Origin of the sequence: Thermomonas sp. S9, assembly GCF_024704365.1 — a bacterium.
Lineage (GTDB): Bacteria > Pseudomonadota > Gammaproteobacteria > Xanthomonadales > Xanthomonadaceae > Thermomonas.
This window is the reverse complement of record NZ_JAJDFY010000001.1, coordinates 756,881-782,856: the sequence shown is the minus strand read 5'-3', so window position 1 is coordinate 782,856 and position 25,976 is coordinate 756,881. Positions and strand designations below refer to the sequence as shown.

Here is a 25,976-nt window from a genome sequence, read left to right as displayed (position 1 = left end):
ACCTCTGAGTTGATCAGAGGTTCCTTAGGCGCCAATCCGTTTCTACGCTCCCGCTTCCGGCACGGATGCAAGCTGGACCGCCTCCCAGACGCAGGAATGCCGGCGCGTGGCCGGCATTCCCTGTGCACTGCGGACGGGCGGAACCCGCGCCGGGGCTCAGCCCTGCATCAGCCTTCCCACTTGCCCAGCGCGGCCAGGCCGTTGGCCTTGGCGCGCTCGAACACGGTCTGCTGGGCCTTGGCGTAATTGCCCTGCATGTCCTGCGCCCACAGCTTCAGCGCCGCCTGCTGCATGGCGCGGCCGTAGGAGAACGACAGCGGCCACGGGTTCGGGCCCATGCGGTTCATCGCGTCGAGGTGCGCGGTGGCGTCCTCGTCGCTCTGGCCGCCGGACAGGAACACGATGCCCGGCAGGATCGCCGGCACCGCCGTCTTCAGGCACATCAGGGTGGACTCCGCCACTTCCTCGACGCTGGCCTGCTCGGCGCAGCCCTTTCCCGGCACCACCATCGACGCCTTCAGGATGGTGCCTTCCAGCATCACGTTCTGGTTGTACAGGGCGTCGAACAGCGCGCGCAGGGTCACCTCGGTGACCTCGTAGCAGGTCTCGATGTCGTGGTCGCCGTCCATCAGCACCTCGGGCTCGACCATCGGCACCAGGCCCTGCTCCTGGCACAGCGCCGCGTAGCGCGCCAGCGCGTGGGCGTTGGCCTCGATGCAGGTGCCGGAGGGCATGTCCTCGCCGATGGTGATCACCGCGCGCCACTTGGCGAAGCGGGCGCCAAGCCTGGAGTACTCGGCCAGGCGCTCGCGCAGGCCGTCCAGCCCCTCGGTCACCAGCTCACCGGGGAAGCCGGCCAGCGCATGCGTGCCCTTGTCCACCTTGATGCCCGGGATCATGCCGTGCTCGGCCATGTACCTGGCGAACGGCACGCCGTCCCGGGTGGACTGGCGGATGGTCTCGTCGAACAGGATCGCGCCGGAGATGTACTGGTTGAGGTTGGGCGCGGTCAGCAGCAGCTCGCGGTAGGCGCGCCGGGTCTCCTCGGTGTTCTCGATTCCGACTGCGGCAAAACGCTTGGCGATCGTGCTGGTGGACTCGTCGATGGCGATGATGCCCTTGCCCGGGGCGACCATGGCGCGGGCGGTTTCGGCAAGCTGTTCGATGCTCATGCAGGCGGCTCGGCTGGCGGTGGGAAAACGCGGATTATAGCCGCGCCGGCCGGCCCGCCGGATGCCCGGCGGGCGCTACAGCTCGCCCAGCCCGGTGGCGTGCCCGTCCGCGCCGATTTCGAGCAGGCGCAGGGTATTGGTGGCGCCGTGGGTCTGCATGTGCTCGCCGCTGGTAAACACCACGCGGTCGCCGGGGGCCAGCAGGCCGGCCTCGACCAGCACCCGGATGCTACCGCGCGCCGCCTCGCGCGGGGTCTGGCCGCGGCTGTCGTAGTCCATCGCGAACACGTCGCGCATCAGCGCCATGCGCCGGCGCGCGCTGGCATGGTGGGAGAACGCGAAGATCGGTACCGCCGAGCGGAACCGCGACAGGTAGCGCGCGGTGCCGCCGGATTCGGTCATCGCCACCACCGCGCGCACGCCGATGTGCTCGCACAGGAACATGGTGGCCATCGCGATGGCCTGGTCGGCGCGCTCCAGGCCGCGCCGCGCCTTCTCGAAATCGGTATCGAACGCGAACTGGCGCTCGGCGCCGCGGCAGATGCGCGCCATCGCCTCCACTGCTTTCACCGGCCAGTGGCCGGCGGCGGTCTCCTGCGAGAGCATCACCGCGTCGGTGCCGTCGATGACCGCATTCGCCACGTCCAGCACCTCGGCGCGGGTGGGGATCGGGCTGTCCACCATCGACTGCAGCATCTGGGTGGCGGTGATCACCACTTTCTCGCGCGCCACCGCTTCGCGGATGATCTTCTTCTGCAGGCCGGGCAGCTCGGCATCGCCGATCTCGACGCCGAGATCGCCGCGCGCGACCATCACCACATCGCTGGCGTCCACGATCTCGGCCAGGTGCTCGATTGCCTCGGCGCGCTCGATCTTGGCCACCAGCGCGGCATTGCTGCCGTGCGCCCTGGCCACCCGCCGCGCCTCGTGCATGTCCTCGGCGCTGCGGCAGAACGAGACCGCGATGAAATCGACTTCCATCCGCGCCGCAATGGCGATCAGTTCGCGGTCGCGCTCGGTGATCGCGCCCAGCGACAGCCCGCCACCCTGCTTGTTCAGGCCCTTGCGGTTGGACAGCACGCCGTCGTTGAGCACGCGGGTGACGATGCGCTCGCCCTGCACCGCCTCGACCTGCAGCTGCACCAGGCCGTCGTCCAGCAGCAGCACGTCGCCGGGGGCGACGTCGGCCGGCAGTTCGAGGTAGCTCACGCCCACCTGGCGGGCGTCGCCGGGCGGCGCCTCCAGGCTGGCCACCAGATCGAAGCGCTGGCCGGCCTCGAGCTGCACCTTGCCCTCGGCGAAGGTCTCGATGCGGATCTTAGGCCCGGGCAGGTCGGCCAGGATGCCGACCTCGCGCCCGATCTTGGCCGCCATCGCGCGCACCGCCTCGCCGCGCGCCACCTGCGCGGACGGGTCGCCATGCGAGAAGTTCAGCCGCACCACGTCCACGCCCGCGCGCAGCACCGCCTCCAGCACCTCCGGCGGATCGGTGGCCGGGCCGAGGGTGGCGACGATGCGGGTGTGGCGGGGGTGGTCGGCGGCGAGGACGGTCATGGAAGCGCGGAATCGTGTGCTTGGGGTTGATCCCACGCTATCACGGCGATCCGTCGCGTGAACGATGGATCCGGCGCCTGCAATCGACTTCAGCCAGCGCGCGCCTGCAGCGCGGCCACCGCCGGCAGGGTCTTGCCTTCCAGGAATTCCAGGAACGCGCCGCCACCGGTGGAGATGTAGGACACCTGGGAGGCGATGCCGAACTTGTCCACCGCGGCCAGGGTGTCGCCGCCGCCAGCGATGGAGAAGGCGCGGGAGGCCGCGATCGCGCGCGCCACCACCGCGGTACCGGCGGCGAAGGCATCGAACTCGAACACGCCCACCGGGCCGTTCCAGACCACGGTGCCGGCCTCGGCGATGAGCCCGGCGTAATACGCGGCGGTGGCCGGGCCAATGTCGAGGATCATGTCGCCTTCGCCCACCGCATCCACCGGCTTGACCGTGGCCGGCGCATCGGCGGCGAAGGCTGGGGCCACCACCACGTCCACCGGCAGCGGAATCTCGGCGCCGCGCGCCTTGGCATCCGCCATGATCTGCCTGGCGGTGTCGAGCAGTTCCGGCTCCATCAGCGACCTGCCGACTGCATCGCCCCGTGCGGCGAGGAAGGTATTGGCGATCCCGCCGCCGACGATCAGCTGGTCCACGTTCTCGACCAGACTGCCCAGCAGTTCGAGCTTGGTGCTGACCTTGCTGCCGGCGACGATCGCCAGCAGCGGCCGCGCCGGGTCGGTCAGCGCCCTGTCCAGCGCGTCGAGCTCGGCCATCAGCAGCGGGCCGCCGCAAGCGACCGGGGCGAAGCGGATGACGCCGTGGGTGGAGGCCTGCGCGCGGTGCGCGGTGCCGAAGGCATCCATCACGAACACGTCGCACAGCGCGGCGTACTTGCGCGCCAACGCCTCATCGTCCTTGCCTTCGCCCATGTTCATGCGGCAGTTCTCCAGCAGCACCAGCGCGCCCGGAGCGACCTGCACGCCGTCCAGATACTCGCGCACCAGCGGCACCGGCCGTTCCAGCAGTTCGGCCAGGCGCGCGGCCACCGGCGCCAGCGAGTCAGCCGCGCTCCACGTGCCCTCTTTCGGCCGCCCCAGATGCGACATCACCATCACCGCCGCGCCCCGCTCCAGCGCCAGGCGCAGGGTGGGCAGCGAGGCCAGGATGCGCTGTTCCGAGGCAATGTGGCCGGCCGCGTCGATCGGCACGTTGAGATCCTGCCGGATCAGCACGCGCTTGCCGGCGAGGTCGAGGTCGGTCATGCGGAGGATGGACATGGGCGGGCCGCCGGAAGTGGAAAGGCCGCCATTGTCGCGTCGCGCCGGCAGCGGTTCAAACCCGACGGCGCCCGGCGGCGCGCGGTCAGTCGCTGATGGTGTCGCGCCCGGCGGCCTTGGCGCGGTACAGCGCCGCGTCCGCGCGCTTGAGGATGTCCTCCACCTCGGTGTCGCCGGGCTGCAGGGTCGCCACGCCCACGCTGACCGTGATCCGCCCCTTGGGCGACCCGGCATGGGCGATGTCGGCATCGCGCACACGCTGGCACACCCGCTTGGCGACGTGCATCGCCTGGGCATGGGTGGTGGCCGGCAGCAGCACGGTGAACTCCTCGCCGCCCGGGCGCGCCAGCACGTCGTCGGAATGCAGCAGGGCGCTGCGCACCGCGCCCGCGAACCGGCGCAGGGCGCTGTCGCCCTCGGAATGCCCGTAGAGGTCGTTGTAGCGCTTGAAATGGTCGATATCCAGCGCCAGCACCGACAGCGGCTTGCCGCTGGCCTGCGCCTCGCCCCACAGGCGATCGCCGGCCTCGAGGAAGCCGCGGTAGTTCAGGCTGCCGGTGAGCGCATCGGTGCGACTGAGGCGGTCCAGCTCCGCCACTGCCTGGCGCAGCGAGTCGGTACGGGTGGCGATCACGTGCTCGCGCTCCTCCAGCACCTTGTTGAGCTCGTCGAACGCCGCGTTCATGCGCGCGCCCAGCTCGCCGATCCCCTCCGCCAACGGCAGCAGCTCGTCGGGCAGACGCGCGTTCACGCTGGTGTCGATGCGCCCGCCCAGCGCGTAGCCGCGCAGGCTGGCCAGCAGATAGCCGAGGCTGTCGCTCAGCATCTTGCGCTGCCACCAGATCGCTGCGCCCACGCCCAGCAGGGTGACGCCCAGCATTGCTGCGAGCAGCAGCAGCCTGGGCAGGAGCGGCGCGCGCAGCACCGCGCCCGGTGCCGCCAGCACCAGGGTCCAGCCGTGCTTCAGCTGCACCGCGGCCACGTAGGCATCGTCGCCGTCGTGCAGCAGCCCGGACATCCGCCGCACCCGCACCTCGCGGTCGGTAGGCCGCGCCAGCGCGCGCAGCTGGCGCCCCAGCGGGCCGGCATCGTCCAGCACCGAGAAGCTCAACCCCGGCGCGGCATGGATCACGCGGTTGTCGGCATCCAGCAGGAGCAGCTGCAGGTCGCGCCGGGCCAGACTTTCCGAAGGAAGGCGGGTGAAACTTTCAACCGGAATCGCCGCCTGCAAGGCACCGTCGAACGTATTGCCGCGCAGCACCGGCGCCGTGATCATCACCACCGCCTCGTTGCCATAAGCATCCTGCCGGCGCACCCCGGAGACATGGATCCGCGACTGCGCGCGCACCCAGCGGAACCAGTCCTCGCCGCCGACCCCGCCGGCCGGCGACACCAGCTCACGGCCACGGGCATCGCGTGCCAGCGTGACGTTGCCGTCGGCATCCACGTGCAGGGCGCGCAGCATGCCGGGATAGATGTACAGCAGCTTGGCCAGGTCAGGCTTGGCGCGCGACAGGTCCATCGCCATCTGATCGGCGAGCAGGTCCAGCCCGGCCTGCTGCGCGTCGATGTAGTCATCGATCACCCCGGCATTCAGCCGCGCATTGGCGTCCAGACGCAGCAGCAAGGTATCGCGGCTGTCGCGCCACTGGCCCCACAGCAGGACCGCGCCGAACAGCAGCACCGGCAACAGGGTGGCCAGGGCCAGACCGAACGCCAGCCGGTGGCGCATGCTCCAGGTGCCGCTGGCGTCCTCGCCACTCTGCATGGGATGCCTCTATACCACGACCGCGGGCAAGCCCGCCTGCGCGCCGGCATGCACGAAGCCCCGCGCGTGGCGGGGCTTCGAGGAGGCCGGAGGCCGTGGGCCGGCGGTCACTTGCCCGCCATCACCCGGACCATCTCCAGGCACTTGTTGGAATAGCCCCACTCGTTGTCGTACCAGGCCACCAGCTTGACGAAGGTGGGATCGAGCTGGATGCCGGCCTCGGCGTCGAAGATGCTGGTGCGCGCATCGCCGCGGAAGTCGGTGGCCACCACCTTGTCCTCGGTATAGCCCAGGATGCCCTTCAGCGCGCCTTCCGACTGCGCCTTCATTTCCGCGCAGATCTCCGCGTAAGTGGCCGGACGCTCCAGCTCGGCAGTCAGATCGACCACCGACACGTCGCTGGTCGGCACCCGGAAGCTCATGCCGGTGAGCTTCTTGTTGAGCTCCGGGATCACCACGCCCACGGCCTTGGCCGCACCCGTGCTGGAGGGAATGATGTTCTCGAGGATGCCGCGGCCGCCGCGCCAGTCCTTGTTGGACGGGCCGTCCACGGTCTTCTGGGTGGCGGTGGCGGCGTGCACGGTGGTCATCAGGCCGCGCTTGATGCCCCACTTGTCGTTGAGCACCTTGGCGATCGGCGCCAGGCAGTTGGTGGTGCACGACGCATTGGAAATGACGTCCTGGCCGGCATAACTGGCGTGATTGACGCCGTACACGAACATCGGGGTGGTGTCCTTCGATGGCGCCGACATCAGCACCTTCCTGGCGCCTGCGGCGATGTGCTTGCGCGCGGCCTCGTCGGTGAGGAACAGCCCGGTGGACTCCAGCACCACCTCGGCGCCGACGGCGTCCCACTTCAGGTTGGCCGGATCGCGCTCGGCGGTCAGGCGGATGCTCTTGCCGTTCACCACCAGCTGGCCGTCCACCACCTGCACGTCGCCCTCGAAGCGGCCATGCACGGAGTCGTGGCGCAGCATGTAGGCCAGGTAGTCCGGCTCCAGCAGGTCGTTGATGCCGACGATCTCGATGTCGTCGCTAAAGTTCTGCACCGCCGCGCGGAACACGCAACGCCCGATGCGACCAAAACCGTTGATACCGACCCTGATGGCCATGGATGAGACTCCTGACGGAGGAAAGGGGAGTGTTCGAAATTTTACCGGATAACCCCGGCCCGGCGCTTCGAGACCGCGCCGGCCCGGGTTGACGCCGATCAATCCATAGCGCAACGGGCGTGGAAAACCGGTTTCATCGGCGCCGGCGTGAACTACACCCGCTTCTTCGGCGCCCGCACCGCCGGGCCGATGGGCGGTGCCCACCTGCGCCTGTCGGATTCCTGGGGCCTGGCCGGCCACGTCGGCGTGGATGTCCGGGCCGGCGGAACGGACGCGATCCGGATCGATGATCCGCGCCATCGCCCTCAACACCCAAGTCAAGCTGAACGGCGCCAACCTTGGCGCGTCCAACGCCATGCACATCGACCCGTCGGGGTACGGCATCGCCTACGTCGTCGGGTTCTGAAGGCGGTCATCCGCGCGTCGTCATGCCGGGCTATGCTTGCCGGCATGACGACGAACCTCCGCACCCGCTTGCTGCTGCTCGCCCTGCTATGCCTGGGCATTACCTCCACCGCGCTGGCCTGGTCGCGCCTGGGCCACGCCATGGTCGGCGAGATCGCCCAGCGCCATCTCGACCCCAAGGCGCGCGCCGAAGTCGCCGCGCTGCTGGCCGGCGAGCCGATCCCGACCCTGGCCGGCGTGGCCTCCTGGGCCGACGACCTGCGCACGGCCGATCCCGGCCGCTTCAAGGCCACCTCGCGCTGGCACTACATCAACGCGCGCGGCGGCGGCTGCGGCTTCGACCTCGCCCGCGACTGCCCGGACGGCAACTGCGTGGTTGGCGCGATCCAGCGCCAGCTGGCGATCCTGGGCGACCGCAGCCAGCCGCTGGAGGCGCGCCGCGACGCGCTCAAGTTCGTGGTGCACTTCGTGGGTGACGTGCACCAGCCGATGCATGCCGGCAACCGCCCGGACGCCGGCGGCAACCAGTACCAGATCAGCCTGCGCACCGCGGTGCCGCCGGAACCCTACGCGGCGAAGAACTACGCCAACGGCGTGATGGGCACCAATCTGCACGCGATCTGGGACTACTACATCCTCGCCAGCCGCCCGCTGCCGCCGCTGGAATACGTCAACCTGCTGGACAAGGCGCTGGCGCCGGGCCCGATCACGGCGCACGTCGCAACCGAGGCCCCGCTGGCCTGGGCCGAGGAGTCCTGCCAGCTGATCGACGCCAAGGGCCTGTATCCGCCGGGCAACAAGCACGTGCTGACCCAGGACTATCTGGATCACATGCGCCCGCTGGCGGAAGACCGCGTGCGCCTGGCCGGCGAGCGCCTGGCCGAGCTGCTCAACCAGACCATCGGCGAAGGGGCGCCGGCCGCCGCCGCGCCCTGATCGCCGCATCCTCGCAGCCCGCAACCGCCGCGCATCGGCCGCGGCTCAGGGGTGCTCGGCCTCGGCGTGCACGCGCTCGCGCCGCAGCAGGTACAGCCCGCTGGCGATGATGATCGCGGCCCCGACCCAGGTGACCGCGTCCGGCAGCACGCCCCAGACCGCCAGATCCAGCCCCACGCCCCAGGCCAGCGCGGTGTATTCCAGCGGCGCGATCAGCGAAGCCTCGCCGCGCCGGAACGCCTCGGTGATCGCATATTGCCCCAGCGCGCCGGCGATGCCGATGCCCAGCACCAGCGCGACATGCTCGCCACGCAGCGCCACCCAGCCCGGCAGCGCCAGCGCTCCTGCGCCGGCCGCCATCAGCAGCATCACCCAGAAGGTGATCGCCTGGGTGCTGTCGGTGCGCGCCAGCACCCGCACGCTGATCGCCGACAGCGCATAGCCGCCCGCTGCCAGCAGCACCGCCAGCCCGGCCAGGCTGAGCATGCCCGCCCCGCTGGGGCGCAGCACCACCAGCACGCCGAGCAGGCCGATCGCGATCGCCGTCCAGCGCCGCGGCCCGACCCGCTCGCCCAGCAGCGGCACCGACAGCGCGGTGATCAGCAGTGGGGCGACGAAGAAAATCGCATAGGCCGTGGACAGCGGCAGGCGCCGCAGAGCATAGACGAAGCTGGCCATCATCAGCACCCCCAGCGCCCCGCGCAGCAGATGCAGCGACCAGCGCACCGGCCGCAGCGCGCGCAGCCCGCCACTCGCCAGCGCCCATCCCAGCAGCCACGGCAGCGAAGACAGGCTGCGCAGCGCCGCCACCTCGAGCGGCGGATAGTGCGCCGAGAGCGCCTTCAGCCCCGCATCCATCAGCGAGAACGCGGCCACCGCCGCCAGCATCAGCAGGATGGCAGGACGTGACCGTGACGCGGCAGCGGCGGCAGGTGTCGGCATCCGCCCAGCATGCGTTAACCTGCGCGCCCCGTCACCGTGCCGAATGCCATGCCTGCCACCGCTCCGCTGGATCTTGAGGCCATCGAGGCCGACGTCCGCCGCTGGCTGGAGCGCGCGGTGATCGGGCTGAACCTGTGCCCGTTCGCCAAGGCGGTGTACGTGAAGCAGCAGGTGCGGATCGTCATCAGCGACGCCAGCACCGAGCGCGCGCTGCTGGAGCAGCTGGGCGAGGAACTGGCGCTGCTGCGCGATACTCCGACGGAGACGGTCGATACCACCCTGCTGGTGCATCCGCTGGTGCTGGGCGACTTCCTCGACTACAACGATTTCCTCGAGGATGCCGACGCGCTGGTGGAGGCGATGGCGCTGGACGGCGTGCTGCAGGTGGCCAGCTTCCATCCCGATTACCGCTTCGCCGACACCGCGCCGGACGACCCCGGCAACCTGACCAACCGCGCGCCCTGGCCCATCCTGCACCTGCTGCGCGAGGACAGCGTGGAACGTGCGGTGGCGGCCTACCCGCAGCCGGACGCGATCATCGCGCGCAACATCGCGACCATGCGCGAACTTGGCTTGAGGGCTTTCGCGCACTGCTCTCCGGCGAATCGACGCGCTGACACGCGAAGCCGCCTGCGGGGCAGGGTTGCGAAGAGCAGGCCAAGGATGGCCTGCGGCGGCGCCTCGAACAGGACGTTCGCAGAAGCCGCGCAGCCAGCCTGCCCCGCAGGCGCCTTCGCAGGCGATCCACACTCAGGCCACGAACAACCGCGCGCGCGCGTCCTCGTCCAGCCGTCGCCACGCGCCGGGCGGCAGCCCGTCGAGATCCAGCCCGCCAATGCGCTCGCGGTGCAGCGCCAGCACGTGGTTGCCGGCCGCGGCGAACATCCGCCGCACCTGGTGGTAGCGCCCCTCGTGCAGGGTCAGCCGCGCGCGGCGCGGCTCCAGCACATCGAGCCGCGCCGGCAGCAGCGGCGTCGTCTCGCCCTCCAGCATCAATGTGCCGGCCGCGAACAGCGCCGCCTCGTCCCCGCGCAGGTCCTGCGCCAGCGTGGCCAGGTATACCTTCGGCAGCTTCGCTTTCGGCGCGATGATCCGGTGCAGCAACTGGCCGTCGTCGGTCAGCAGCAGCAGGCCGGAAGTCTCGCGGTCCAGCCGCCCGACCGTGGACAGCACCGGGGCGCGCAGGCGGAAGCGCGGTGGCAGCAGGTCGTAGACGAGGCGGCCGGCATCCCTGGTCGAACAGGTATAGCCGGTGGGCTTGTGCAGCATCAGCAGCAGGCCCGGCGGCGGGTCCAGCGGCTGCCCGTCCACGCGCACGTCGTCGTGGTCCAGCAGATCGTCTGCATACAGCACCTCGCCGGCGGCGTTGGTGATGCGGCCCTCGCGGAACATCCGCTGCACCTGCTTGCGGCTGCCGTAGCCGAGATTCGCAATATGCTTGACCAGCTTCATGCCTTCACCGCGCGCACGATCTTGAAGCCACCCTGCTGGGCGACGGCATCGACCTGGCCGAAGGCGGATCCCAGGGCCTCCTCATAGGGCAGGTGGCGATTGGCGACCAGCCACAGCGCGCCCCCCGGGCGCAGCGCCTGCGCGGCCGCGGCGATGAAGGCGCGCCCGATGTCCGGGCGCTCGCCGCGCCCCAGCGCGTGGAACGGCGGATTGCAGACGATGGCATCGAACGGCCCCGCCACTCCGGCCGCCACGTCGTGCCAGTGCAGGCGCAGCGCCACGCCGTGCGCCCGTGCCGGCGCGGCGAGATTGGCCTCGGCCAGCGCGAGCGCGCGCGCATCCGCCTCGAACATCTCCAGCGCCGTCACCTGCGGGCAGCGCGCCAGCACCTGCAGCGACAGATAGCCCCAGCCCGCGCCGAGATCCGCCACCCGGCCGCGCAGGCCCGCCGGCAACGCCGCCGCCAGCAGCGCGGAGGCGGCATCCACCCGATCCCAGGCGAACACGCCAGGACGCGTATGGAAGCCGCCACCGGGAACGTCGCCACACGGCTGCCAGCGCGGCGCGTCGGCCTGTGCCCACTGCGCCTGCAGCGCGGGATCGGCCGGCACGTCGCCGGTCGTCCAGCACACCCGGCAGTGGTGCTTGCTGAGGGTGCTCACCGCGCCGGCCAGCTGCTTCAGCTCGGCCTCGCGGGATTTCCCACCCTCGTCATTCGCGGCGGCGATCACCACCCGGCCACCGGACGCGACCGCGGCGCAGGCACGGGCCAACAGCGCGCGCGCCTCCTCACGCTGGCGCGGCGGCAGCACCAGCACCAGCGGGAACTGCCGCGCGGGCAAGGCATCCTCGTCCAACAGCTCGATGCCGAGCCGCTGCAAACGCGCCGCCTCGGGCCGGAACGGCTGGGTCGCCGCCAGCCCGCGCAGCCCCTGCGCGCACAGCGCCGCGCCCTCGCGGGCGCGCAGGAACAGGCAGCCCTCGGGCCCGTGCAGCAGGCCGGAGGCGAAGGGGTGCAGGAGGGCGTCGAGGGCGGGATCGCGGTGCGCGGAGGGCATCCGCGCAGTGTAGCCAGATGCCAGGCGGCGCCGCTGCCGCGATAATGGTCGCTCTTTTGCTGGAAGTGCTAGGCCATGACCGATACGCCGCTGGACACCCCGCCCGACCGCCTCTCCAACGACCCGCGCAGCCCGTTCCACCGGCCCGCGCTGCTGGAGCGCGGCATCGGCATCCGCTTCAACGGAATCGAGCGCACCAACGTCGAGGAATACTGCATCAGCGAGGGCTGGGTGCGGGTGCAGGTGGGCCGCGCGCTGGATCGCCGCGGCATGCCGATGACCATGAAGCTCAAGGGCACGGTGGAGGCCTGGTTCCTGGACGGCACCGGCGAAACGGCGGCTGACTGACCCGGCCACGCCGCCTACCCCGTCCGCGCCGATGACGGCACACTGCAGGCCTCGCCCCACGCGGAGTCCAGCCATGCGCATCGCCCTCGCCACCCTCGCCCTCAGCCTGGCCCTGGCCGGCTGCGCCACTGGCGGCGGCGCCAGCAACATGCTGGCCGCGGACGCCCCGCGCGCACTGCCCTCCTCCGGCCCGGTCAGCGTGGCCTGGTCCAATCCGGCCGACTTCAGCGAGATCACCTCCAGCGGCAACCGCCAGGCCGCCGCCCAGGGCGACTGGCTTGCTGCAGCTGGCGCAGTACATGCGCCAGCAGGCGGCGCGCCAGCTGCCGCCTGGCTACCGGCTGGAGCTGACCATCGAGGACATCAAGCGCGCCGGCCAGTACGAGCCGTGGCGCGGCATCGGCGCGCAGGACGTGCGCATCATCCGCGACATCTACCCGCCGCGGATGACGGTGCGCTTCCGCGAGCTCGACGCCAGCGGCAAGGTGGTGGCGGAAGGCCAGCGCCAGCTGACCGATCCGGCGTTCCTGGTCAATTCCGGGATGGTGAACGACACCGACCCGCTGCGCTACGAGAAGCGCATGATCGACAGCTGGCTGCGCCGCGAATTCCCCGCGCCCGCGCGCTGACCCGTCGCCCTCCCGCCTGGCCAAATCCCTGAAGCCGCCTGCAGGCGGCTTCGGTGTTTCAGCCAGCCGCGCAGCCAGCAGCGCGCGCGAGCAGCACCTGCCGCTCACGCGCATTGCCGGTCAATTCCGCCGCCCGCGTGAACTCTGCGCGGGCCTGATCGCCACGCCCCAGCGCCGCCAGCAGGTCACCGCGCACCGCATGCAGCGGCGGATAGCCGCGAAGTTCCCCACCTGCCGCCAGCGCCTCGACCAGCGGCAGCGCCGCCGCCGCGCCCTGCGCGCGCGACACCGCCACGGCATGGTTGAGCGCCACCACCGGCGACGGCTGCACCCGCAGCAGGCGCGCATACAGCGCGGCGATGCCGGCCCAATCGGTGTCCTCGAAGCGGCGCGCGCGCATGGCAGGCCGCCAGTGCAGCCTGCAGGGCATACGGACCGTCCGCTCCGCCCAGCCGTTGCGCCACCGCCAGCATCTGCAGGCCACGCCGGAGCTGCAACCAGTCCCAGCGCGCGCGGTCCTGGTCGGCCAGCAGCACCGGAGATCCGTCCGCACGGATGCGCGCAGGGATGCGTGAGGCCTGCAGCTCCATCAGCGCCAGCAGACCAAGCACCTCGGGCTCGCGCGGCAGCAGCCCGGCCAGCACCCGCCCCAGTCGCAATGCCTCCTCGCACAGCGCGGGACGCATCCAGTCGTCGCCGCTGGTCGCCGCATAGCCTTCGTTGAAGACCAGATAGACCACCTCCAGCACGGCGTCCAGCCGCTGCGGCAGTTCGGCCTTGCGCGGCACCTCGAAGGCCACCTGCCTGTCGGCCAACGTGCGCTTGGCGCGCACGATGCGCTGCGCCACCGTGGCCTCCTGCTGCAGGAAGGCACGCGCGATCTCGGCGGTGGTGAGGCCGCCCAGCAGGCGCAGCGTCAGCGCCACCCGCGACTCCATCGGCAACACCGGGTGGCAACTGGCGAACACCAGCCGCAGCAGGTCGTCGCCGATGTCGTCCTCCGCCCGCCGCTCCGCCTCGTCGCCCTGCATGTCGGCTCCGTGCAGATCCAGTTCGATGCCGTACTCATCCTGCTTGCGCACGCGCAGCCGACACTGGCGCAGGTGGTCGATGGCGCGGTACCTGGCGGCCTGCATCAGCCACGCCGCCGGGTTCTCGGGCACGCCGTCGCGCGGCCAGCGCTCCAGCGCCGCCACCAGCACGTCCTGCGCGAGTTCCTCGGCGGTGTCGATGTTGCCGGTGATACGCGCCAGCCGCGCCAGCAGCTTCGGCGATTCCATCCGCCACAGGGCGTCGAGGCGGCGATGGAGGTCGTCGGCGGTCATCGCACCGATGACACCATCGCCTGCTGGACCACGCAAGCGTCGGCTTACTGCGCCGGCATCTGCGATGCGTCCATGTGGAACACGCCCCACTGGTGGCCGTCCAGATCCACGAACGCCCACGAATACATGAAGCCCAGGTCCTCCGGTTCGTGGCCTTCCGTGGCGCCGGCTGCAATCGCCTTGCGCACCAGCGCATCCACGTCCTCCCGGCTGTCCATCGAGAGCGAGAACAGCGCCTCGGTGGCCTTGCGCGGATCGGTGATCGGGACCCTGGACAGGGTGGAAAAGAACGCCTCGGACACCAGCATGACGTTGGTGCGCTCGTTGATGACCAGGGCGGCGCCGTGCTCGCCGGTGAAGTCCGGATTGAACGAGAAGCCGAGGGCTTCGAAGAAGTCGACGCTGCGGTCCAAGTCCTTCACCGGCAGGGTGACGTAAAGGTTGCGGGGCATGGAATGTCCTTTGGTATCAGTCATGGAGGAACGTGCGGATCAGGCCTGCGACGGCTTCCAGTCGGCGGCGGGAACGACGTTGATCATCCACGGCACGCCAAACCTGTCGATGAGCGAGCCGAAGCCGGGCGACCAGAAGGTCTCGCCGAACGCCATCACCGTGCGGCCGCCCTGGGCCAGCCGATCGAACCAGCGTTTGGCCTGCGCCGCGTCTTCGGTGTGCAGGGTGACATCGAAGCCGTTCTTGGGTTTGTCCACGTTGGGCGCCCAGGCGGTGTCCATGTCGGCGCCCATCAGCGCCTGGTCACCGACTTCCAGCCAGCAGTGCATGAGCCAGTCCTTGTATTTCTCGTCGGTGACCGGCATGTCCGGCGGCGCAGCGCCGTACGGAAAGGCGGCGGTGACCTTGCCGCCCAGGACCTCGGCATAGAACTCGAACGCTTCGCGGCATTGGCCCTGGAAACTCAGGCTGGTAACGATCTTCATGGCGTGGTGCTCCTGTCGTGGATGTTGCGTTCAATTCCCCAGCCGCTCGCGCAGGCGTTGCTCCTGCGCCTGCAACTCGGGCGTGAAGGCATCACCAAAGTCGGCGGCCTCGAACAATGGGCGGATTTCCAGCTCGGACGGGCCGGGCATCGGGTTCGGGCAGCGCTTGGCCCATTCGATCGCCTCGTCCATCGAACGCACCTGCCACAGCCAGAAGCCGGCCACCAGTTCGCGCGTTTCCGCGAACGGGCCATCGACCACGCGCCGCTGCGGGCCATCGAACGCCACCCGCACGCCGCGCGAACTGGGCGCCAGGCCCTCGCCGGCCAGCATCACGCCGGCATCGACCAGCGCCTCGTTGAATTTGCCCATCGCCTCCAGCAGCTCGGTGCCGGGCATGAGGCCGGCCTCCGAGTCCGCCGTGGCCTTCACCATCACCATCACTTTCATGCCAATGCCCTCCATGCGGGGAAAGAAGTGCCCCGTCATTGTCATCAACGACGAATGGGGAGACCCGGGATCGACATCCGCACGAAAAAATATTTCCGCCCATTCAGTTTGTCCGGAATCCCGCCGGCGGGCATGATCGCCGGACCCTGGAACGGAGGCGGCAATGCAGTACCTGACCCTGATCCATATCGATCCCGCCTTGCTCGACGCGTTGCCGGCAGGCGAGTTCGACCGCCTGATGCGCGGCTGCTTCGAGAAGGCCGACGCCCTGCGCGACAGCGGCTGCCTGCTGGGCTCGCAGCAGCTGGAAGACCCGCCAGTGCGCGCACCCTGCGCGTGCGCGACGGGCTGGCGCGGGTGACCGACGGGCCGTTCGCCGAAACGCGCGAGTTCCTGGCCGGCTTCAACCTGATCGAGGCCGACTCGATGGACGCGGCGATGGAGATCGCCCGCCAGTTCCCGTGGGCGCGCTTCGGCAGCATTGAAGTGCGCCCGGTGCGCGACATGCAGGCCGTGCGCGGACGCGTCGGCGCCGGCTGAGACGGAAAATCCCCACGCCTGCATGCGGTAGCGGCCGATGGCCAGGACCCGCACGCCGCGCGACGCTGGCCGCCCGCCTCACCGGAGCCCGCCATGCATCCGCGCCCTGCCCTGCTCGCCCTGCTGATCGCCACCGCCTGCCTAGCGCCGTGCCCGGCGTGGTCGGCCAGCCTGTCGCCGGCGCCGATGCTGGCGATGCGGATGCACGACGGGATCGACCTCCCGGCCTGGCTGGTCAGCGAAAAGCTGGACGGCGTGCGCGCACGCTGGGATGGCCGCCGCCTGCTGACCCGCAACGGCGATGCGATCGACGCGCCCGGCTGGTTCACCGCCGGCTGGCCGCCGCAGCCGATGGACGGCGAGCTGTGGATCGCGCGCGGCCGCTTCCAGCAGATCAGCGACCTGGTACGCGCGCTGCGGAGGGACGCCGGCGGCTGGCACCAGGTGCGCTTCATGGCGTTCGACCTGCCCGCCGATCCCGGGGTGTTCGGCCAGCGCGCGACGCGCCTGCGCGCACTGGTGGCGAAGGCCGGCGCGCCGCATCTGCGCGCCATCGCGCAGGCGCCCGTGGCCAATCGCGCCCAGCTGGATGCGCGCCTGCGCGCGGTCATCGCCGCCGGCGGCGAGGGCCTGGTGCTGCACCGGTGCGATGCCCGCTACCGCGGCGGCCGCAGCGAGGACCTGCTCAAATACAAGCCCGCCGCCGATGCCGAGGCGCGCGTGGTCGGCTACCGCCCCGGACAGGGCAAGTACGCCGGGATGGTCGGCGCCCTGCTGGTGGAGGATGCCCGCGGCCGCCGTTTCGCACTCGGCAGCGGGTTGTCCGACGCCGACCGCCGGCAGCCGCCGCCGCCCGGCACCGTGGTGACCTACCGCTACGACGGCCTGACCGCCAAGGGCACCCCGCGCTTCGCCCGCTACCTACGCATCCGCGACGAGAGGCCGGCGCGCGGCGGGCCGGCCGGGGCTTCCGCTCAGGGCTTGCGGTAAAGATGCACGAAGCGGTCGGTCCTGCCGCGGATGGCGGGGTCGAACACGCTCTTGCTGCGGTCGTCCTCCGGATTGCGCAGCACCGGGATCGCCGCCTCCCACTGCAGGCCGTGCTGGCGGAAATCGGCGATTGCGAACTGCTCGTCGATCCGATGCAGGGTCTGCGCGTCGGCGCTGCCGGTGCCGGGCCTGGCGCTGTGATCCACCACCAGCAGTACGCCGCCGGGCTTGAGCGCGCGCACCACCTGGTCGAGGAACCGGCCGGCATCGACCTGCGGCCAGCCTTCCTTCTCGTCCACCCAGTACAGGTCGTGGTAGGACATCACGATCACCGCGCCGTCGAGCACGTTCTCGCCCATGCCCAGCGCGTCGCTGGGGCCCACCACGTGGGTGACGTTGGGCAGGCGACCGTTGGCCAGGCGCGCGGCCAGCGCCTTGCCGCCGAACGCCTCGTAACCGGTGTTGTTGACCAGCAGCACCTTGCCGCGCGGCCCGACGATCCCGGACAGGATCTCCGCGTAGTAGCCGCCACCGGAGAGGATGTCGGCCACGGTGTCGCCGCGCTTGAACTTCGCCAGCGCCAGCACCTCGGCGGGCTTGTCGCGCGCGTCGCGCTCGCGATCGGCGGCGCTGCGCGCCGGGTCGGCCAGCACCGCGCGGACATCGGAGGAACCGGCACCGCCGGTGCTGGCGCAGCCGGGCAGCAGGGTGATGGCCAGCGCCGCCGCCAGGGCCGGGGCGAGAGACGATGCAGGCAGGACGCGGCGCATGGCGGACTCCGGGGTGGCGTTGGGTGCCCCCATCATCCACGGCCGAACGCGGCGAACACGGGCCGGAGGTCATGCCGGGCGATGCCCGCTTCGTCGCGGCAAACCCGGGGTTCGTCGCGCGCCACCTTCCCATCCGGATCGGCGCGGCTATGCTCGCGGCCATCTCCCGACGGCCCATCGCCCATGTTCAAGCGCCTGTTCTTCCTGCTGCGCATCACCATCGCCTGGGGTCTGGCGGTGATGCTGGTGGTCGGCCTGTATTCCAGCCTGCCGCTGATCGGCCAGCTGGAGTTTCCGGCGGTGCTGTTCACGTTCTTCACCATGGGCCTGGTGATCGCCGGCGCGGTCTCGCATCTGCACCGCGTGCGCCTGGTGGCCGGGCGGGTGGATAACGAGACCCTGGACAACCGCCAGAAGCGGATCATCGAGATCCCGCTGGAAGCCGGCGAGGCGTTCGACGTAGTCGAAGCTGCAGTCCGCGAACTGCCGGGCGTCGGCGACGTGCGTGCGGCACGCGACAGCCTGCAGGTGCGCGCGAAGATCGCCCGCCCGCACCTGTACGGCGAGCCGCCGCTGCGGCGCTGGAACCCGCTGCTGTGGTTCGCGCCCGACCACAACCTGCTGCAGGCCACGGTGACGCCAGCCGGCGACAGCGGCCGCGTCACCCTGATCTGCGAACCGGAAAGCCCGGCCTGGAGCGACTGGTTCCTGGTCGACGACGGCACCAATTTCGAGAACGCCGAGGCGATCGCGCGCGCCATCACCCGCCGCATCGGCGACCGCCGCCGCCGCGAGCAGGCCAGCGCCGCGCAGACCGCGACCGAGAAGGAGCTCACCGAGGCCAGGCTGCACCTGCTGCACGCGCAGGTGGAACCGCACTTCCTCTACAACACGCTGGCCAGCGCGCAGCTTTGACCCGCAGCGATCCCGCGCGCGCCGAAGCCATGCTGGGCCATCTCATCCAGTATCTGCGCCGCTCGCTGCCCGACGCCGCGGACGACATGTCCACGCTGGGCATGGAACTGGAGCGCGCGCTGGCCTACCTGGAGATCCTGAAGATCCGCATGGGCGACCGCCTGTCGGTGCAGGTGGACGTGCCGCAGGCGCTGCGCGCCACCCCGCTGCCGGCGATGATGCTGCAGACGCTGGTGGAGAACGCGATCAAGCACGGCCTGGAACCCCGCACCGGCGGCGGCACCGTGTGGGTCCGCGCGCGCCGCGACGACGATGGCAGGATCGCGGTGACGGTGGCTGACGACGGCGCAGGCTTCAACACCCAGACCAGCGGCAGCGGCATCGGTCTGAAGAACGTGCGCGAGCGGTTGCGCCTGCGCTACGCCGGCGAGGCCAGCCTCGCGGTGATCGCCAATTTCCCCAGCGGGGTCGCCGCCACGATCACGGTACCGTCCAGCGGAGTCCGCCATGACTGAGACCGCACCCGCCAGAAGCTGGACCTGCGTCGTCGCCGAGGACGAGCCGCTGCTGCGGCAGGCGCTGGTGGCGGAACTGAAGCGCGCCTGGCCCGGCCTGCGGGTGCTGGCCGAATGCGAGGATGGTGCCGGCGCGGTGGAAGCGCTGGCCGAGCACCAGCCGGACGTCGCCTTCCTCGACATCCGCATGCCCGGCCTGACCGGGCTGGAAGTCGCCGCGATCGCGGCCGAAGCCAGCCCGCGCACGCGCATCGTGTTCGTCACCGCCTACGACCAGTACGCCATCGACGCGTTCGAGCGCGGCGCCATCGACTACCTGCTCAAGCCGGTCAAGCCGGAGCGCCTGGATGCCACCGTGGCCCGCCTGCAGGTGCGCGACGGGCAGCCCGATGCCGCCACCCTGGCCGCCTTGCTGGGCCAGCTGGGCGCACTGCCGCGGCAGGCCGATGCCCCCGAGCCGCTGACCTGGCTGACCGCCAGCGCCGGCCGCGAGACCCGCCTGGTGCTGGTGGACGACGTGCTGTATTTCCGCGCCGACCAGAAGTACACCACCGTGGTCACCGCCGAGGGCGAGGCGCTGCTGCGCAGCTCGCTGCGCGAGCTGCTGCCGCGCCTGGACGCGCGCACGTTCAAGCAGATCCACCGCTCCACCATCGTCAACCTCAAGGCCATTGCCGGCATCGTCCGCGACGACAGCGGGCGCGGCACCGTACGCCTGAAGCAGCGCGCGGAGACGCTCACCGTCAGCCAGCCGTTCATGGCCCTGTTCAAGCACATGTGAGGCCCGGCATGTTCGATTTCGGCATCAGCAAGCTCGTCGCCCTGCTGCAGTTCCTGCTGGCCCTGGCCGGCTGTTCGATGGGGGCGTGGACTACACCAGCCGGATCGCGCAGGACGGCCATGTCAGCCTGTCCAGCCGGGCGCGCGTGGAAGCCGGCGTGGCCCGCTTCGAATGCCGCGCCAGCGACAGCGGCTGGTGCCACTACACCCTGTACCCGGAGGCCTGCGGCCAGCGCCGCGACTGCGCGCTGGCGCCACTGCGCCGCTTTGCGGTGGCCCGCGGCGATACCCGCCAGTTCGCGGGGCTGCGCGATTTCACCCCGTGCGTGGCCGCCGACGCCCGCCCGCTCGGCCCGGACTGCAAGCCCGACCCGGCGCAAGGCGCCGCTGCGGCGGCCCCGCACTGACCGCCCCCGCCCCGCGCCGTACCATCGGCGCATGAACTACCTCGCCCACGCCTGAGCTGGCGCGGCAGTCCGATGACGCCATCCTCGGCGCGCTGCTGGGGGATTTCGTGCCTGGGCAACGTGCGCTGGCCGACTGGCCTGTCCCGGTACGGGCGGAGATCGTGCGCCACCGGCGGATCGACCGCTATACCGACGCGCACCCGGCGGTGGCGGCCGCCCGCGCGCGCTTCGGCCCGCTGCGCCGCTATGCCGGCATCGTGCTGGACGTGTACTTCGACCACTGCCTGGCGCACGGCTGGGCGCGCTGGGACGCCACCCCGCTGGACGCCTTCACCGCCCGGGTCTACCGGGTCCTGGGCGAGCGGCGCGGCGTGCTGCCGCCACGGCTGGCGGCGCTGGCACCGCGGATGGCGGCGCAGGACTGAAGCTGGGCGCGTATGCCCGGCGCGAGAGCGTGGACGCCGCGGTGCGCGGCATCGCCACCCGGCTCTCGCGCAACGGCGAGAAGCTGGTGGCCTGCCTCGCGATGCTGCGCGCAGACGAAGCGCACATGCAGGCGACGTTCGAGGCGTTCTTCCCGGGCCTGCTGCAGGCCGCCGCCGCATGGCGTGCCGATCCGGATGCCACGTTCAGCGGCAGCGGAACAGCGCCGGCTGGCTGCTGACGTAGCTGCGCACGCGGGCATACCCGCTGCTGCGGCCGTAGCCGATGCCGAACTCGCGCTCGCCCATCCGCTGCAGGTGGGTCTCGACCTCGTTCGGATGCCGCGGTGCCTTGCGGCGCTCGCCGGCCAGGCTGCTGCGAGAGGTGGTGGAGATGCTGGAAATGTTCATGGCTGCCTCCTGAATTGGTGTATTAGTAATGTACAACACCAGGCATCAGGCGACACGTGCTGGAAGTCATGGCTCTACCGCACATCCACCGCTGCGCAACGCCTCCATGAGTGGCTGCAGATAGGATTTGTAGGCCATCCATCTCGGAACGCTGCGTCCGATGACGGGCTGTCGCACCTGCAGCGTACTGGCAGTCGCCACCGCCTTGCGGCGACTGTTGCGTGGGTCCGCCATCCCCGGCACGTACTCAATGCCACAGAAGGCTGCCACTTTGCGCAGACTGCTCTCGGGATCGGAGACCAAATCCGCATAATTGACATCGAGCACCCTGCCGGGAAACATCCGGTGCCAATGCGCCATCAGGTCGCGATACCCGAGGTAATGCTCGGCCAGCGCTATTTGATCGTACGAAAACGTATTGACCCCGTTGAAAATCTCCCGCAGATTGGAAAAACAGACCTCCATGGGATGCCTCACCATGTGGAGTATCCTGGCCTGCGGCAATGCCCGACAGATCAGGCCGATGACCCTGTAATTGCCCGGCTGCTTGTCCGTGAAGAACGGAGCCCCCCCAGGCGCCATGCGACCCGGTTCAAATAAATAGCCCCGATTTCTCCTGCTGCCGGACCAGTCAACCCATCCAGCACATTCACATCGACGACATCCCGCGCATGGCAGTCAGCCGCAAACCGCAAGGCCGCGGGAAAATCATTGAGCTCGCCCAGGGCTCTCAGCTGGGGGCTGGCGGCGAGCATCTGCTCCAGCAATGTGGTGCCAGACCGGTGCATGCCGACGATGAACACCGGCACCACATCCTGATCGGCAAAGGGCTTTACTACTTCCTCCGGGAAATCCAGCAGGCGTCGCAGCAAGCGCCGTTCCTCCGGCGCGGAGTAGCCCTCCACGCTGCTCTTGGCGCGGCACATCAACTCGAGTGCGTTCCATGCCAGCGCGACATCACCGGCATCATCCGCCTCCTTGTGCAGCGCCCGTGCCAGCAGCGCTACCCGCTGCGGATCCCCATCGACGGCCCGCAATGCGGAAAGAATTTCCGGAATATGGTTGCATTCTCGCGTATGGACCCGGAGTCTGGCCAGCAGCCACCAGGCCTGCGCATTCGCGGGATTACGCGCAAGCAGCCCTTCGAAAATCCCCTCGGCCTCCTCCGAGGCTCCTTCCTGAACCAGCAGCTGGGCATGCAGGAGCAAGACTCCCTCACTGGACTGGCTCCTGCCGCATCGCAGCATCGATGCATCGACGCGCCATGGCGAAATCACCGGCCAGGCTCAGGCAGCGGCCACATTCCGCCAAAACCGCCGGGAATACATCCGCCTGTGCCAGCAAGGATAGTGCCGTCCCATGCAAGTCCTCGGAAAGGCCGAAGGTATGCAACCGCCGGATCAGGCCAAGCCTCCCCTCACCAGTGACCGGCAAATGCTTCGAGGCGCGCTGCGCCCATTCCACCGCCTGCCGATAGCGCCCAGCATGGGATTCGACATACGACAACTCCACCATGACGTCACCGGAGCCCGGCGCGCCAGCCAATTCGCGCAGCCACAATGCGCGCGCCTCGGCCCATGCCCCCTGGTGGCGAGTCCGTGCGCCAGTTGCCTTGCCGCTGACAATTTCGCTTCCATACTGCGCACCATCTTGGCAAAAAAACCGGCCCCTTGCGGGGCCGGTGAAGTGGCTCACTGGGGACAGGCGCTATCAGCACCTGCCTTTGCGAAGCGGATTACCAGTCGTACGTGACCGAGAACTGCACGGTGCGCGGCGGCTGCAGCGCAATCGGCCGCAGATAGTTGTTGTCCACCGTGTACGGCGCGGTCTCCGAAGTGACATCCACCTGGGTAACCTTGCGATCGTTGGTCAGGTTGCGCACGTTCAACCCCACCGCGAGCTTCTTGTCGAAGTAAGCGGGGCGGTAGACCAGACCCAAATCGATGGTCTTGGTCCAGGGCGTGCGCTGGCTGCCCGGGGTCGCAATCTGGCCGAAGCAGGTGTGATAGCTGGAACCATAGCCAACCGGGTCGGCCGCCGGATCGTTTTCGTCGATGTTACCGGGGTTGAAATAGCCCAGGCAGCTGATCGGCGCACCCGACACGATGCGGACGTTGCCCGACACCAGCCACTCGTCGGTGATGGCGTAGCTGCCGCGCATCTTCAACTGATGCCGGCGGTCGTTGGCCAGATAGCCATAGGAGTAGCGCATGAGCGCGGCCGCATCCCAATCCTGGGTCTTGGAGATATTGGTCTGGCCGAACTCGGACTTCACCTGGCCCTCGGTATTGCCGCGGCTCTTGCTGAAGGTGTAGTCGATGCGGGCCTCCCACTTGCCATCCCACGGACGATCCAGATAGAGGTCAAGCGCGACATAGGTGCGCTTCACGCCCTGATCGAAGCCCAGCTGCGCGGAGCTGATCTTGATGTCGGTGCGGGTGCCGGTGGGATTGTTGCTAGCGTCCACGTTGGCAAAGCTGTAGGTATTGCTGCCGCCCGGATTGAACATGTAGCAGAAGGCAACCTCCATCCGATTACCGCCCGAGTTGGTTGCGATGAACTTACCGTTCTGGAAGTCGACCGGAGTCAGACCCGCCGCATCCATCAGGGCGTAAGGATCGCAGAAGTCGTCCACCGCGGCCTTGAGGCTGCGGTGAGTCAGCTTGGCGCCCAGCATCAGGTTCGGGGTCAGCATCTTCTCCATGCCCAGGATGAACTCATCCTGATACATGTTCTTCAGATCCGAAGGCGCGAAGGCCTTCACGTCGACCGGGGTGCCATACTCGCCATTCGACGAATACGGACCGCTGCCGCCGTCGGTACGCGGCACCGGGGTCAGGCCGGTCGGGGTGCCATCTGGCGCGATGCCGGTGTAGGTGAAGTATTCACGGGTGAAGGTCGAGGCCGAAGCGCCGCGGATGGCGACGTTGTTCGGCAGCGCCAGGAAGTAGCGGCCCGCGTTACCAAACACCTTCATCGAGGCATCGCCGTTCACGTCCCACGAGAAGCCAATGCGCGGCGCCCACTGGTTCTTCGCGTCGAGATAGGCTTCGCCCACATTGTTCTTGTTGGTGAACTTGTCGTTGCGGATACCCAGCGACAGCAGGAAATTGTCCGTGATCTGCCAGCGGTCTTCCAGATAGTACGCCTTCTGATCCAGCGACATGCTGGTCGCGGTCTTGAAGATCAGTTTGTAAGCGTAGTAACCGTTCGGATTGGACGGACTCGCCGGGCTACCGACGTGTCCCGGAACGATGTTGCCGGTGGTACGGCCATAAATCCAACGATCGACCAGCTGATCCTGGCCTTCGTTGAAGGCCTCGAACTTGATGTTGTCGATGCCGGCGGTCAGCGTGTGGCGCCCCAGCACCCACTCGAGGTCGACGCGCATCCCCTTGCTCTTGTCCTTGGCATTGATACCAACGGCACCGCTCTGGTTGTTGGTGATCGGGGTGCCGCCCGTGATCGCCGGATTCTGGTTGGTGACGCCGCCCAGCAGCGGCACGCCCGGCAGGATGGACGGGTTGATCTGGCGCTTGTGCAGGGTGCTCTCGCCGTACATAGCGCTCAGGGTGAGCGTGTCGGTGAGATAGCCCGTGTATTTGGCGATATTGATCTCGTTCTTCTGATAGAACGGATCCGGCACCGCCGTCAGCACGGCACCCACGTTACCCGTGGCGAAGTCGTAGGCATAGAACTGCCCCGTACGGTCAGACTTGTCACTCAGGTAGGTGTATTCGAGAAGGTGGTTGTCGGTGATCGACCAGTCCAGCTTGCCGTACAGCTTCGGATTCTTGGTGGTGTTGTCGGTCAGGCGCATCGCCGAGGCTAGCTTCGACGGAGGCGTGGTGGCCTCGGTGCGGTTCCACTCGCCCAACGCGAAGAAGAACAGGCGGTCCTTGATGATGGGACCGCTGGCGTAGGCGGTGTAGGCTGTGGCTCCAGGAGGTGGTCTCCTTGCCACGCTGGAAGAGCGTGCCCGGCAGGGACGAGTCTTCGTAGCTGTAGCCGCTCGGCAGGCTCAGATTCGGGAAGTAAATATCCTTCTGCGTGCCGCGCAGGCTCTTCGGGATGTAGGTCACCTGGCCACCGAAATGCCAGTCATTGGTGCCGCGCTTGCCGATCTGGCTGATCACGCCACCGTCGGAGCGGCCGTACTTCGCGCTGTAGCCACCCAGGAAGGTTTCCTGCTGCTCGATGGCCTGGTACGGCAGGGTGAACCCACCGAGGTTGGACACCGGCTCGCCGGTGAAGTAGCCGTTCACGTAGTAAGCGTTCTCGGACACACCGGAGCCGCCGAAGGACACCAGGCCACCGAAGAAGCCAGCGGCGCCAGTGACCGCGCCCGGGGCAAGAAGCGCAATGGCCTCAGCGGAACGCGCCAGCGGCAGGCGTTCCAGCTGCTGCGCCGTGACCACGGAACGGGTATCCAGCGTCGTGGTGTCGATCGGCGCGATGCTCGTGCCGGTGACGGTGACGGTCCCGAGGGTGGTGGCGCCACCGAAGGAGGCGGCCACGCTGGAGCCGACGGTCACCACCACTTCCCGCTTCTCGCTGCCGGAGGTCACGGTGTAGCTGCCGACCGGCAGGTTGTTGAAGTTGTAGCGGCCGTTCTCATCGACATTGACGGTGCGGGTGAAGCCGCTGTTGTTGGTCACGGTCACGGTCGAGCCTGCCGGCGCGGAACCGTTGATGCCGCCCGTGGTGCTTTGCGCCTGCACGCCACCCGCGAAGCACAGACCCAGAGCAACGGTCAGTGCGCTTCGCTTCAGGCCCTTGGCCAGGTAATTAGAAGCCATTGTGTGTAACCCCCATGTGGGACGAAGTGACTAGAAGTTGTACAGATACGCCCGGCCTGCGATGGCCCGA

General features: G+C 69.3%; 27 protein-coding genes and 4 pseudogenes. 12 read left to right on the top strand and 19 right to left on the bottom strand.

The features are described 5' to 3' along the window. Positions 1–167: 167 nt before the first annotated feature. The 5 genes from LJB71_RS03860 to gap form a co-directional block, all read right to left on the bottom strand. Positions 168–1,172, bottom strand: coding sequence for a class I fructose-bisphosphate aldolase (locus tag LJB71_RS03860; protein WP_259303153.1), 1,005 nt, complete (start codon positions 1,170–1,172; stop codon positions 168–170). 75 nt (positions 1,173–1,247) lie between these two features. Beyond that, the gene (gene pyk / locus LJB71_RS03855) at positions 1,248–2,726 is read right to left on the bottom strand and encodes a pyruvate kinase (RefSeq protein WP_259303152.1); all 1,479 of its coding nucleotides are present in this window, start codon (positions 2,724–2,726) and stop codon (positions 1,248–1,250) included. Positions 2,727–2,815: 89 nt separating this feature from the next. After that, on the bottom strand, positions 2,816–3,994 hold the full coding sequence (locus tag LJB71_RS03850; RefSeq protein ID WP_259303151.1) for a phosphoglycerate kinase: 1,179 nt from the start codon (positions 3,992–3,994) through the stop codon (positions 2,816–2,818). Between the two features lie 85 nt (positions 3,995–4,079). Further along, the gene (locus LJB71_RS03845) at positions 4,080–5,762 is read right to left on the bottom strand and encodes a sensor domain-containing diguanylate cyclase (protein ID WP_259303150.1); all 1,683 of its coding nucleotides are present in this window, start codon (positions 5,760–5,762) and stop codon (positions 4,080–4,082) included. Positions 5,763–5,869: 107 nt separating this feature from the next. Beyond that, positions 5,870–6,874 carry a type I glyceraldehyde-3-phosphate dehydrogenase gene (gene gap / locus LJB71_RS03840; protein WP_259303149.1) on the bottom strand — a complete coding sequence of 335 codons (1,005 nt, stop codon included), beginning with the start codon at positions 6,872–6,874 and terminating at the stop codon, positions 5,870–5,872. A gap of 450 nt (positions 6,875–7,324) precedes the next feature. Between gap and LJB71_RS03835 the strand changes: the two genes are divergently transcribed. Then, a complete protein-coding gene (locus LJB71_RS03835; RefSeq protein ID WP_259303148.1) occupies positions 7,325–8,215 on the top strand; it encodes a S1/P1 nuclease in 891 nt (296 codons plus the stop codon). Between the two features lie 45 nt (positions 8,216–8,260). On the opposite strand, the gene LJB71_RS03830 is transcribed toward LJB71_RS03835, so the two are convergent. Next, positions 8,261–9,157, bottom strand: a complete 897-nt coding sequence (locus LJB71_RS03830; protein WP_259303147.1) for a DMT family transporter — start codon at positions 9,155–9,157, stop codon at positions 8,261–8,263. A gap of 48 nt (positions 9,158–9,205) precedes the next feature. Between LJB71_RS03830 and LJB71_RS03825 the strand changes: the two are divergent. Beyond that, a pseudogene (locus LJB71_RS03825) lies at positions 9,206–9,730 on the top strand (DUF1415 domain-containing protein); the annotation flags it as partial. A gap of 177 nt (positions 9,731–9,907) precedes the next feature. Here the strand turns inward: LJB71_RS03825 and LJB71_RS03820 are convergent. Both LJB71_RS03820 and LJB71_RS03815 read right to left on the bottom strand, forming a co-directional pair. After that, positions 9,908–10,609 carry a 16S rRNA pseudouridine(516) synthase gene (locus LJB71_RS03820; protein WP_259303146.1) on the bottom strand — a complete coding sequence of 234 codons (702 nt, stop codon included), beginning with the start codon at positions 10,607–10,609 and terminating at the stop codon, positions 9,908–9,910. Beyond that, positions 10,606–11,667, bottom strand: a complete 1,062-nt coding sequence (locus LJB71_RS03815; RefSeq protein WP_259303145.1) for a methyltransferase — start codon at positions 11,665–11,667, stop codon at positions 10,606–10,608. The genes LJB71_RS03820 and LJB71_RS03815 overlap by 4 nt, the downstream gene beginning before the upstream one ends. Before the next feature lie 75 nt (positions 11,668–11,742). On the opposite strand from LJB71_RS03815, the gene LJB71_RS03810 reads away from it, so the two are divergent. After that, a complete protein-coding gene (locus LJB71_RS03810; protein ID WP_259303144.1) occupies positions 11,743–12,015 on the top strand; it encodes a DUF3297 family protein in 273 nt (90 codons plus the stop codon). A gap of 73 nt (positions 12,016–12,088) precedes the next feature. Continuing rightward, positions 12,089–12,644 (top strand): annotated as a pseudogene (locus LJB71_RS03805) (DUF3016 domain-containing protein). A gap of 58 nt (positions 12,645–12,702) precedes the next feature. Here the strand turns inward: LJB71_RS03805 and LJB71_RS03800 are convergent. From LJB71_RS03800 to LJB71_RS03785, 4 genes and pseudogenes are all read right to left on the bottom strand, one after another. Then, positions 12,703–13,969, bottom strand: a pseudogene (locus LJB71_RS03800) (sigma-70 family RNA polymerase sigma factor). A 44-nt stretch (positions 13,970–14,013) separates the two neighbouring features. Further along, positions 14,014–14,421: a VOC family protein gene (locus tag LJB71_RS03795; RefSeq protein WP_259303143.1), complete on the bottom strand. Its 408-nt coding sequence runs from the start codon at positions 14,419–14,421 to the stop codon at positions 14,014–14,016. 39 nt (positions 14,422–14,460) lie between these two features. Beyond that, positions 14,461–14,907, bottom strand: coding sequence for a VOC family protein (locus LJB71_RS03790; protein ID WP_259303142.1), 447 nt, complete (start codon positions 14,905–14,907; stop codon positions 14,461–14,463). 30 nt (positions 14,908–14,937) lie between these two features. Beyond that, the gene (locus LJB71_RS03785; RefSeq protein WP_259303141.1) at positions 14,938–15,357 is read right to left on the bottom strand and encodes a YciI family protein; all 420 of its coding nucleotides are present in this window, start codon (positions 15,355–15,357) and stop codon (positions 14,938–14,940) included. 163 nt (positions 15,358–15,520) lie between these two features. Between LJB71_RS03785 and LJB71_RS03780 the strand changes: the two are divergent. Next, positions 15,521–15,897: pseudogene (locus LJB71_RS03780) on the top strand (YciI family protein). Between the two features lie 93 nt (positions 15,898–15,990). After that, positions 15,991–16,887, top strand: a complete 897-nt coding sequence (locus LJB71_RS03775; RefSeq protein WP_259303140.1) for a DNA ligase — start codon at positions 15,991–15,993, stop codon at positions 16,885–16,887. On the opposite strand, the gene LJB71_RS03770 is transcribed toward LJB71_RS03775, so the two are convergent. Next, complete coding sequence (locus LJB71_RS03770) at positions 16,872–17,657, bottom strand: hypothetical protein (protein WP_259303139.1); 786 nt, start codon at positions 17,655–17,657, stop codon at positions 16,872–16,874. The two genes, LJB71_RS03775 and LJB71_RS03770, sit on opposite strands and share 16 nt — an antisense overlap. A gap of 183 nt (positions 17,658–17,840) precedes the next feature. Between LJB71_RS03770 and LJB71_RS14510 the strand changes: the two genes are divergently transcribed. The 6 genes from LJB71_RS14510 to LJB71_RS03745 all read left to right on the top strand — a co-directional run bounded on the left by LJB71_RS14510 (position 17,841) and on the right by LJB71_RS03745 (position 20,938). Further along, positions 17,841–18,572, top strand: coding sequence for a histidine kinase (locus tag LJB71_RS14510; RefSeq protein ID WP_310649384.1), 732 nt, complete (start codon positions 17,841–17,843; stop codon positions 18,570–18,572). A gap of 29 nt (positions 18,573–18,601) precedes the next feature. Continuing rightward, positions 18,602–19,087 (top strand): ATP-binding protein, encoded by a 486-nt coding sequence (locus LJB71_RS14505; RefSeq protein ID WP_310649383.1) that lies wholly within the window; start codon positions 18,602–18,604, stop codon positions 19,085–19,087. Continuing rightward, positions 19,080–19,868 (top strand): LytTR family DNA-binding domain-containing protein, encoded by a 789-nt coding sequence (locus LJB71_RS03760; protein WP_259303138.1) that lies wholly within the window; start codon positions 19,080–19,082, stop codon positions 19,866–19,868. Before LJB71_RS14505 ends, LJB71_RS03760 begins: the two co-directional genes overlap by 8 nt. A gap of 85 nt (positions 19,869–19,953) precedes the next feature. Beyond that, positions 19,954–20,274 carry a hypothetical protein gene (locus tag LJB71_RS03755; RefSeq protein WP_259303137.1) on the top strand — a complete coding sequence of 107 codons (321 nt, stop codon included), beginning with the start codon at positions 19,954–19,956 and terminating at the stop codon, positions 20,272–20,274. 107 nt (positions 20,275–20,381) lie between these two features. After that, positions 20,382–20,699, top strand: a complete 318-nt coding sequence (locus tag LJB71_RS03750) for an ACP phosphodiesterase (RefSeq protein ID WP_259303136.1) — start codon at positions 20,382–20,384, stop codon at positions 20,697–20,699. A 29-nt stretch (positions 20,700–20,728) separates the two neighbouring features. Next, the gene (locus LJB71_RS03745) at positions 20,729–20,938 is read left to right on the top strand and encodes a hypothetical protein (protein ID WP_310649382.1); all 210 of its coding nucleotides are present in this window, start codon (positions 20,729–20,731) and stop codon (positions 20,936–20,938) included. On the opposite strand, the gene LJB71_RS03740 is transcribed toward LJB71_RS03745, so the two are convergent. The 6 genes from LJB71_RS03740 to LJB71_RS03715 all read right to left on the bottom strand — a co-directional run bounded on the left by LJB71_RS03740 (position 20,904) and on the right by LJB71_RS03715 (position 25,906). Continuing rightward, complete coding sequence (locus LJB71_RS03740; RefSeq protein WP_259303135.1) at positions 20,904–21,107, bottom strand: hypothetical protein; 204 nt, start codon at positions 21,105–21,107, stop codon at positions 20,904–20,906. The two genes, LJB71_RS03745 and LJB71_RS03740, sit on opposite strands and share 35 nt — an antisense overlap. A gap of 66 nt (positions 21,108–21,173) precedes the next feature. After that, entirely contained in the window at positions 21,174–21,689 is a 516-nt protein-coding gene (locus tag LJB71_RS03735) for a sulfotransferase (protein WP_259303134.1), read from the bottom strand. Then, complete coding sequence (locus LJB71_RS03730; RefSeq protein ID WP_259303133.1) at positions 21,623–22,315, bottom strand: sulfotransferase; 693 nt, start codon at positions 22,313–22,315, stop codon at positions 21,623–21,625. Before LJB71_RS03730 ends, LJB71_RS03735 begins: the two co-directional genes overlap by 67 nt. Before the next feature lie 7 nt (positions 22,316–22,322). Then, positions 22,323–22,802, bottom strand: a complete 480-nt coding sequence (locus LJB71_RS03725) for a hypothetical protein (RefSeq protein WP_259303132.1) — start codon at positions 22,800–22,802, stop codon at positions 22,323–22,325. Between the two features lie 40 nt (positions 22,803–22,842). Next, entirely contained in the window at positions 22,843–24,927 is a 2,085-nt protein-coding gene (locus tag LJB71_RS03720; RefSeq protein ID WP_259303131.1) for a TonB-dependent receptor, read from the bottom strand. Continuing rightward, a complete protein-coding gene (locus LJB71_RS03715) occupies positions 24,827–25,906 on the bottom strand; it encodes a Plug and carboxypeptidase regulatory-like domain-containing protein (protein ID WP_259303130.1) in 1,080 nt (359 codons plus the stop codon). Before LJB71_RS03715 ends, LJB71_RS03720 begins: the two co-directional genes overlap by 101 nt. Positions 25,907–25,976 lie beyond the last annotated feature (70 nt).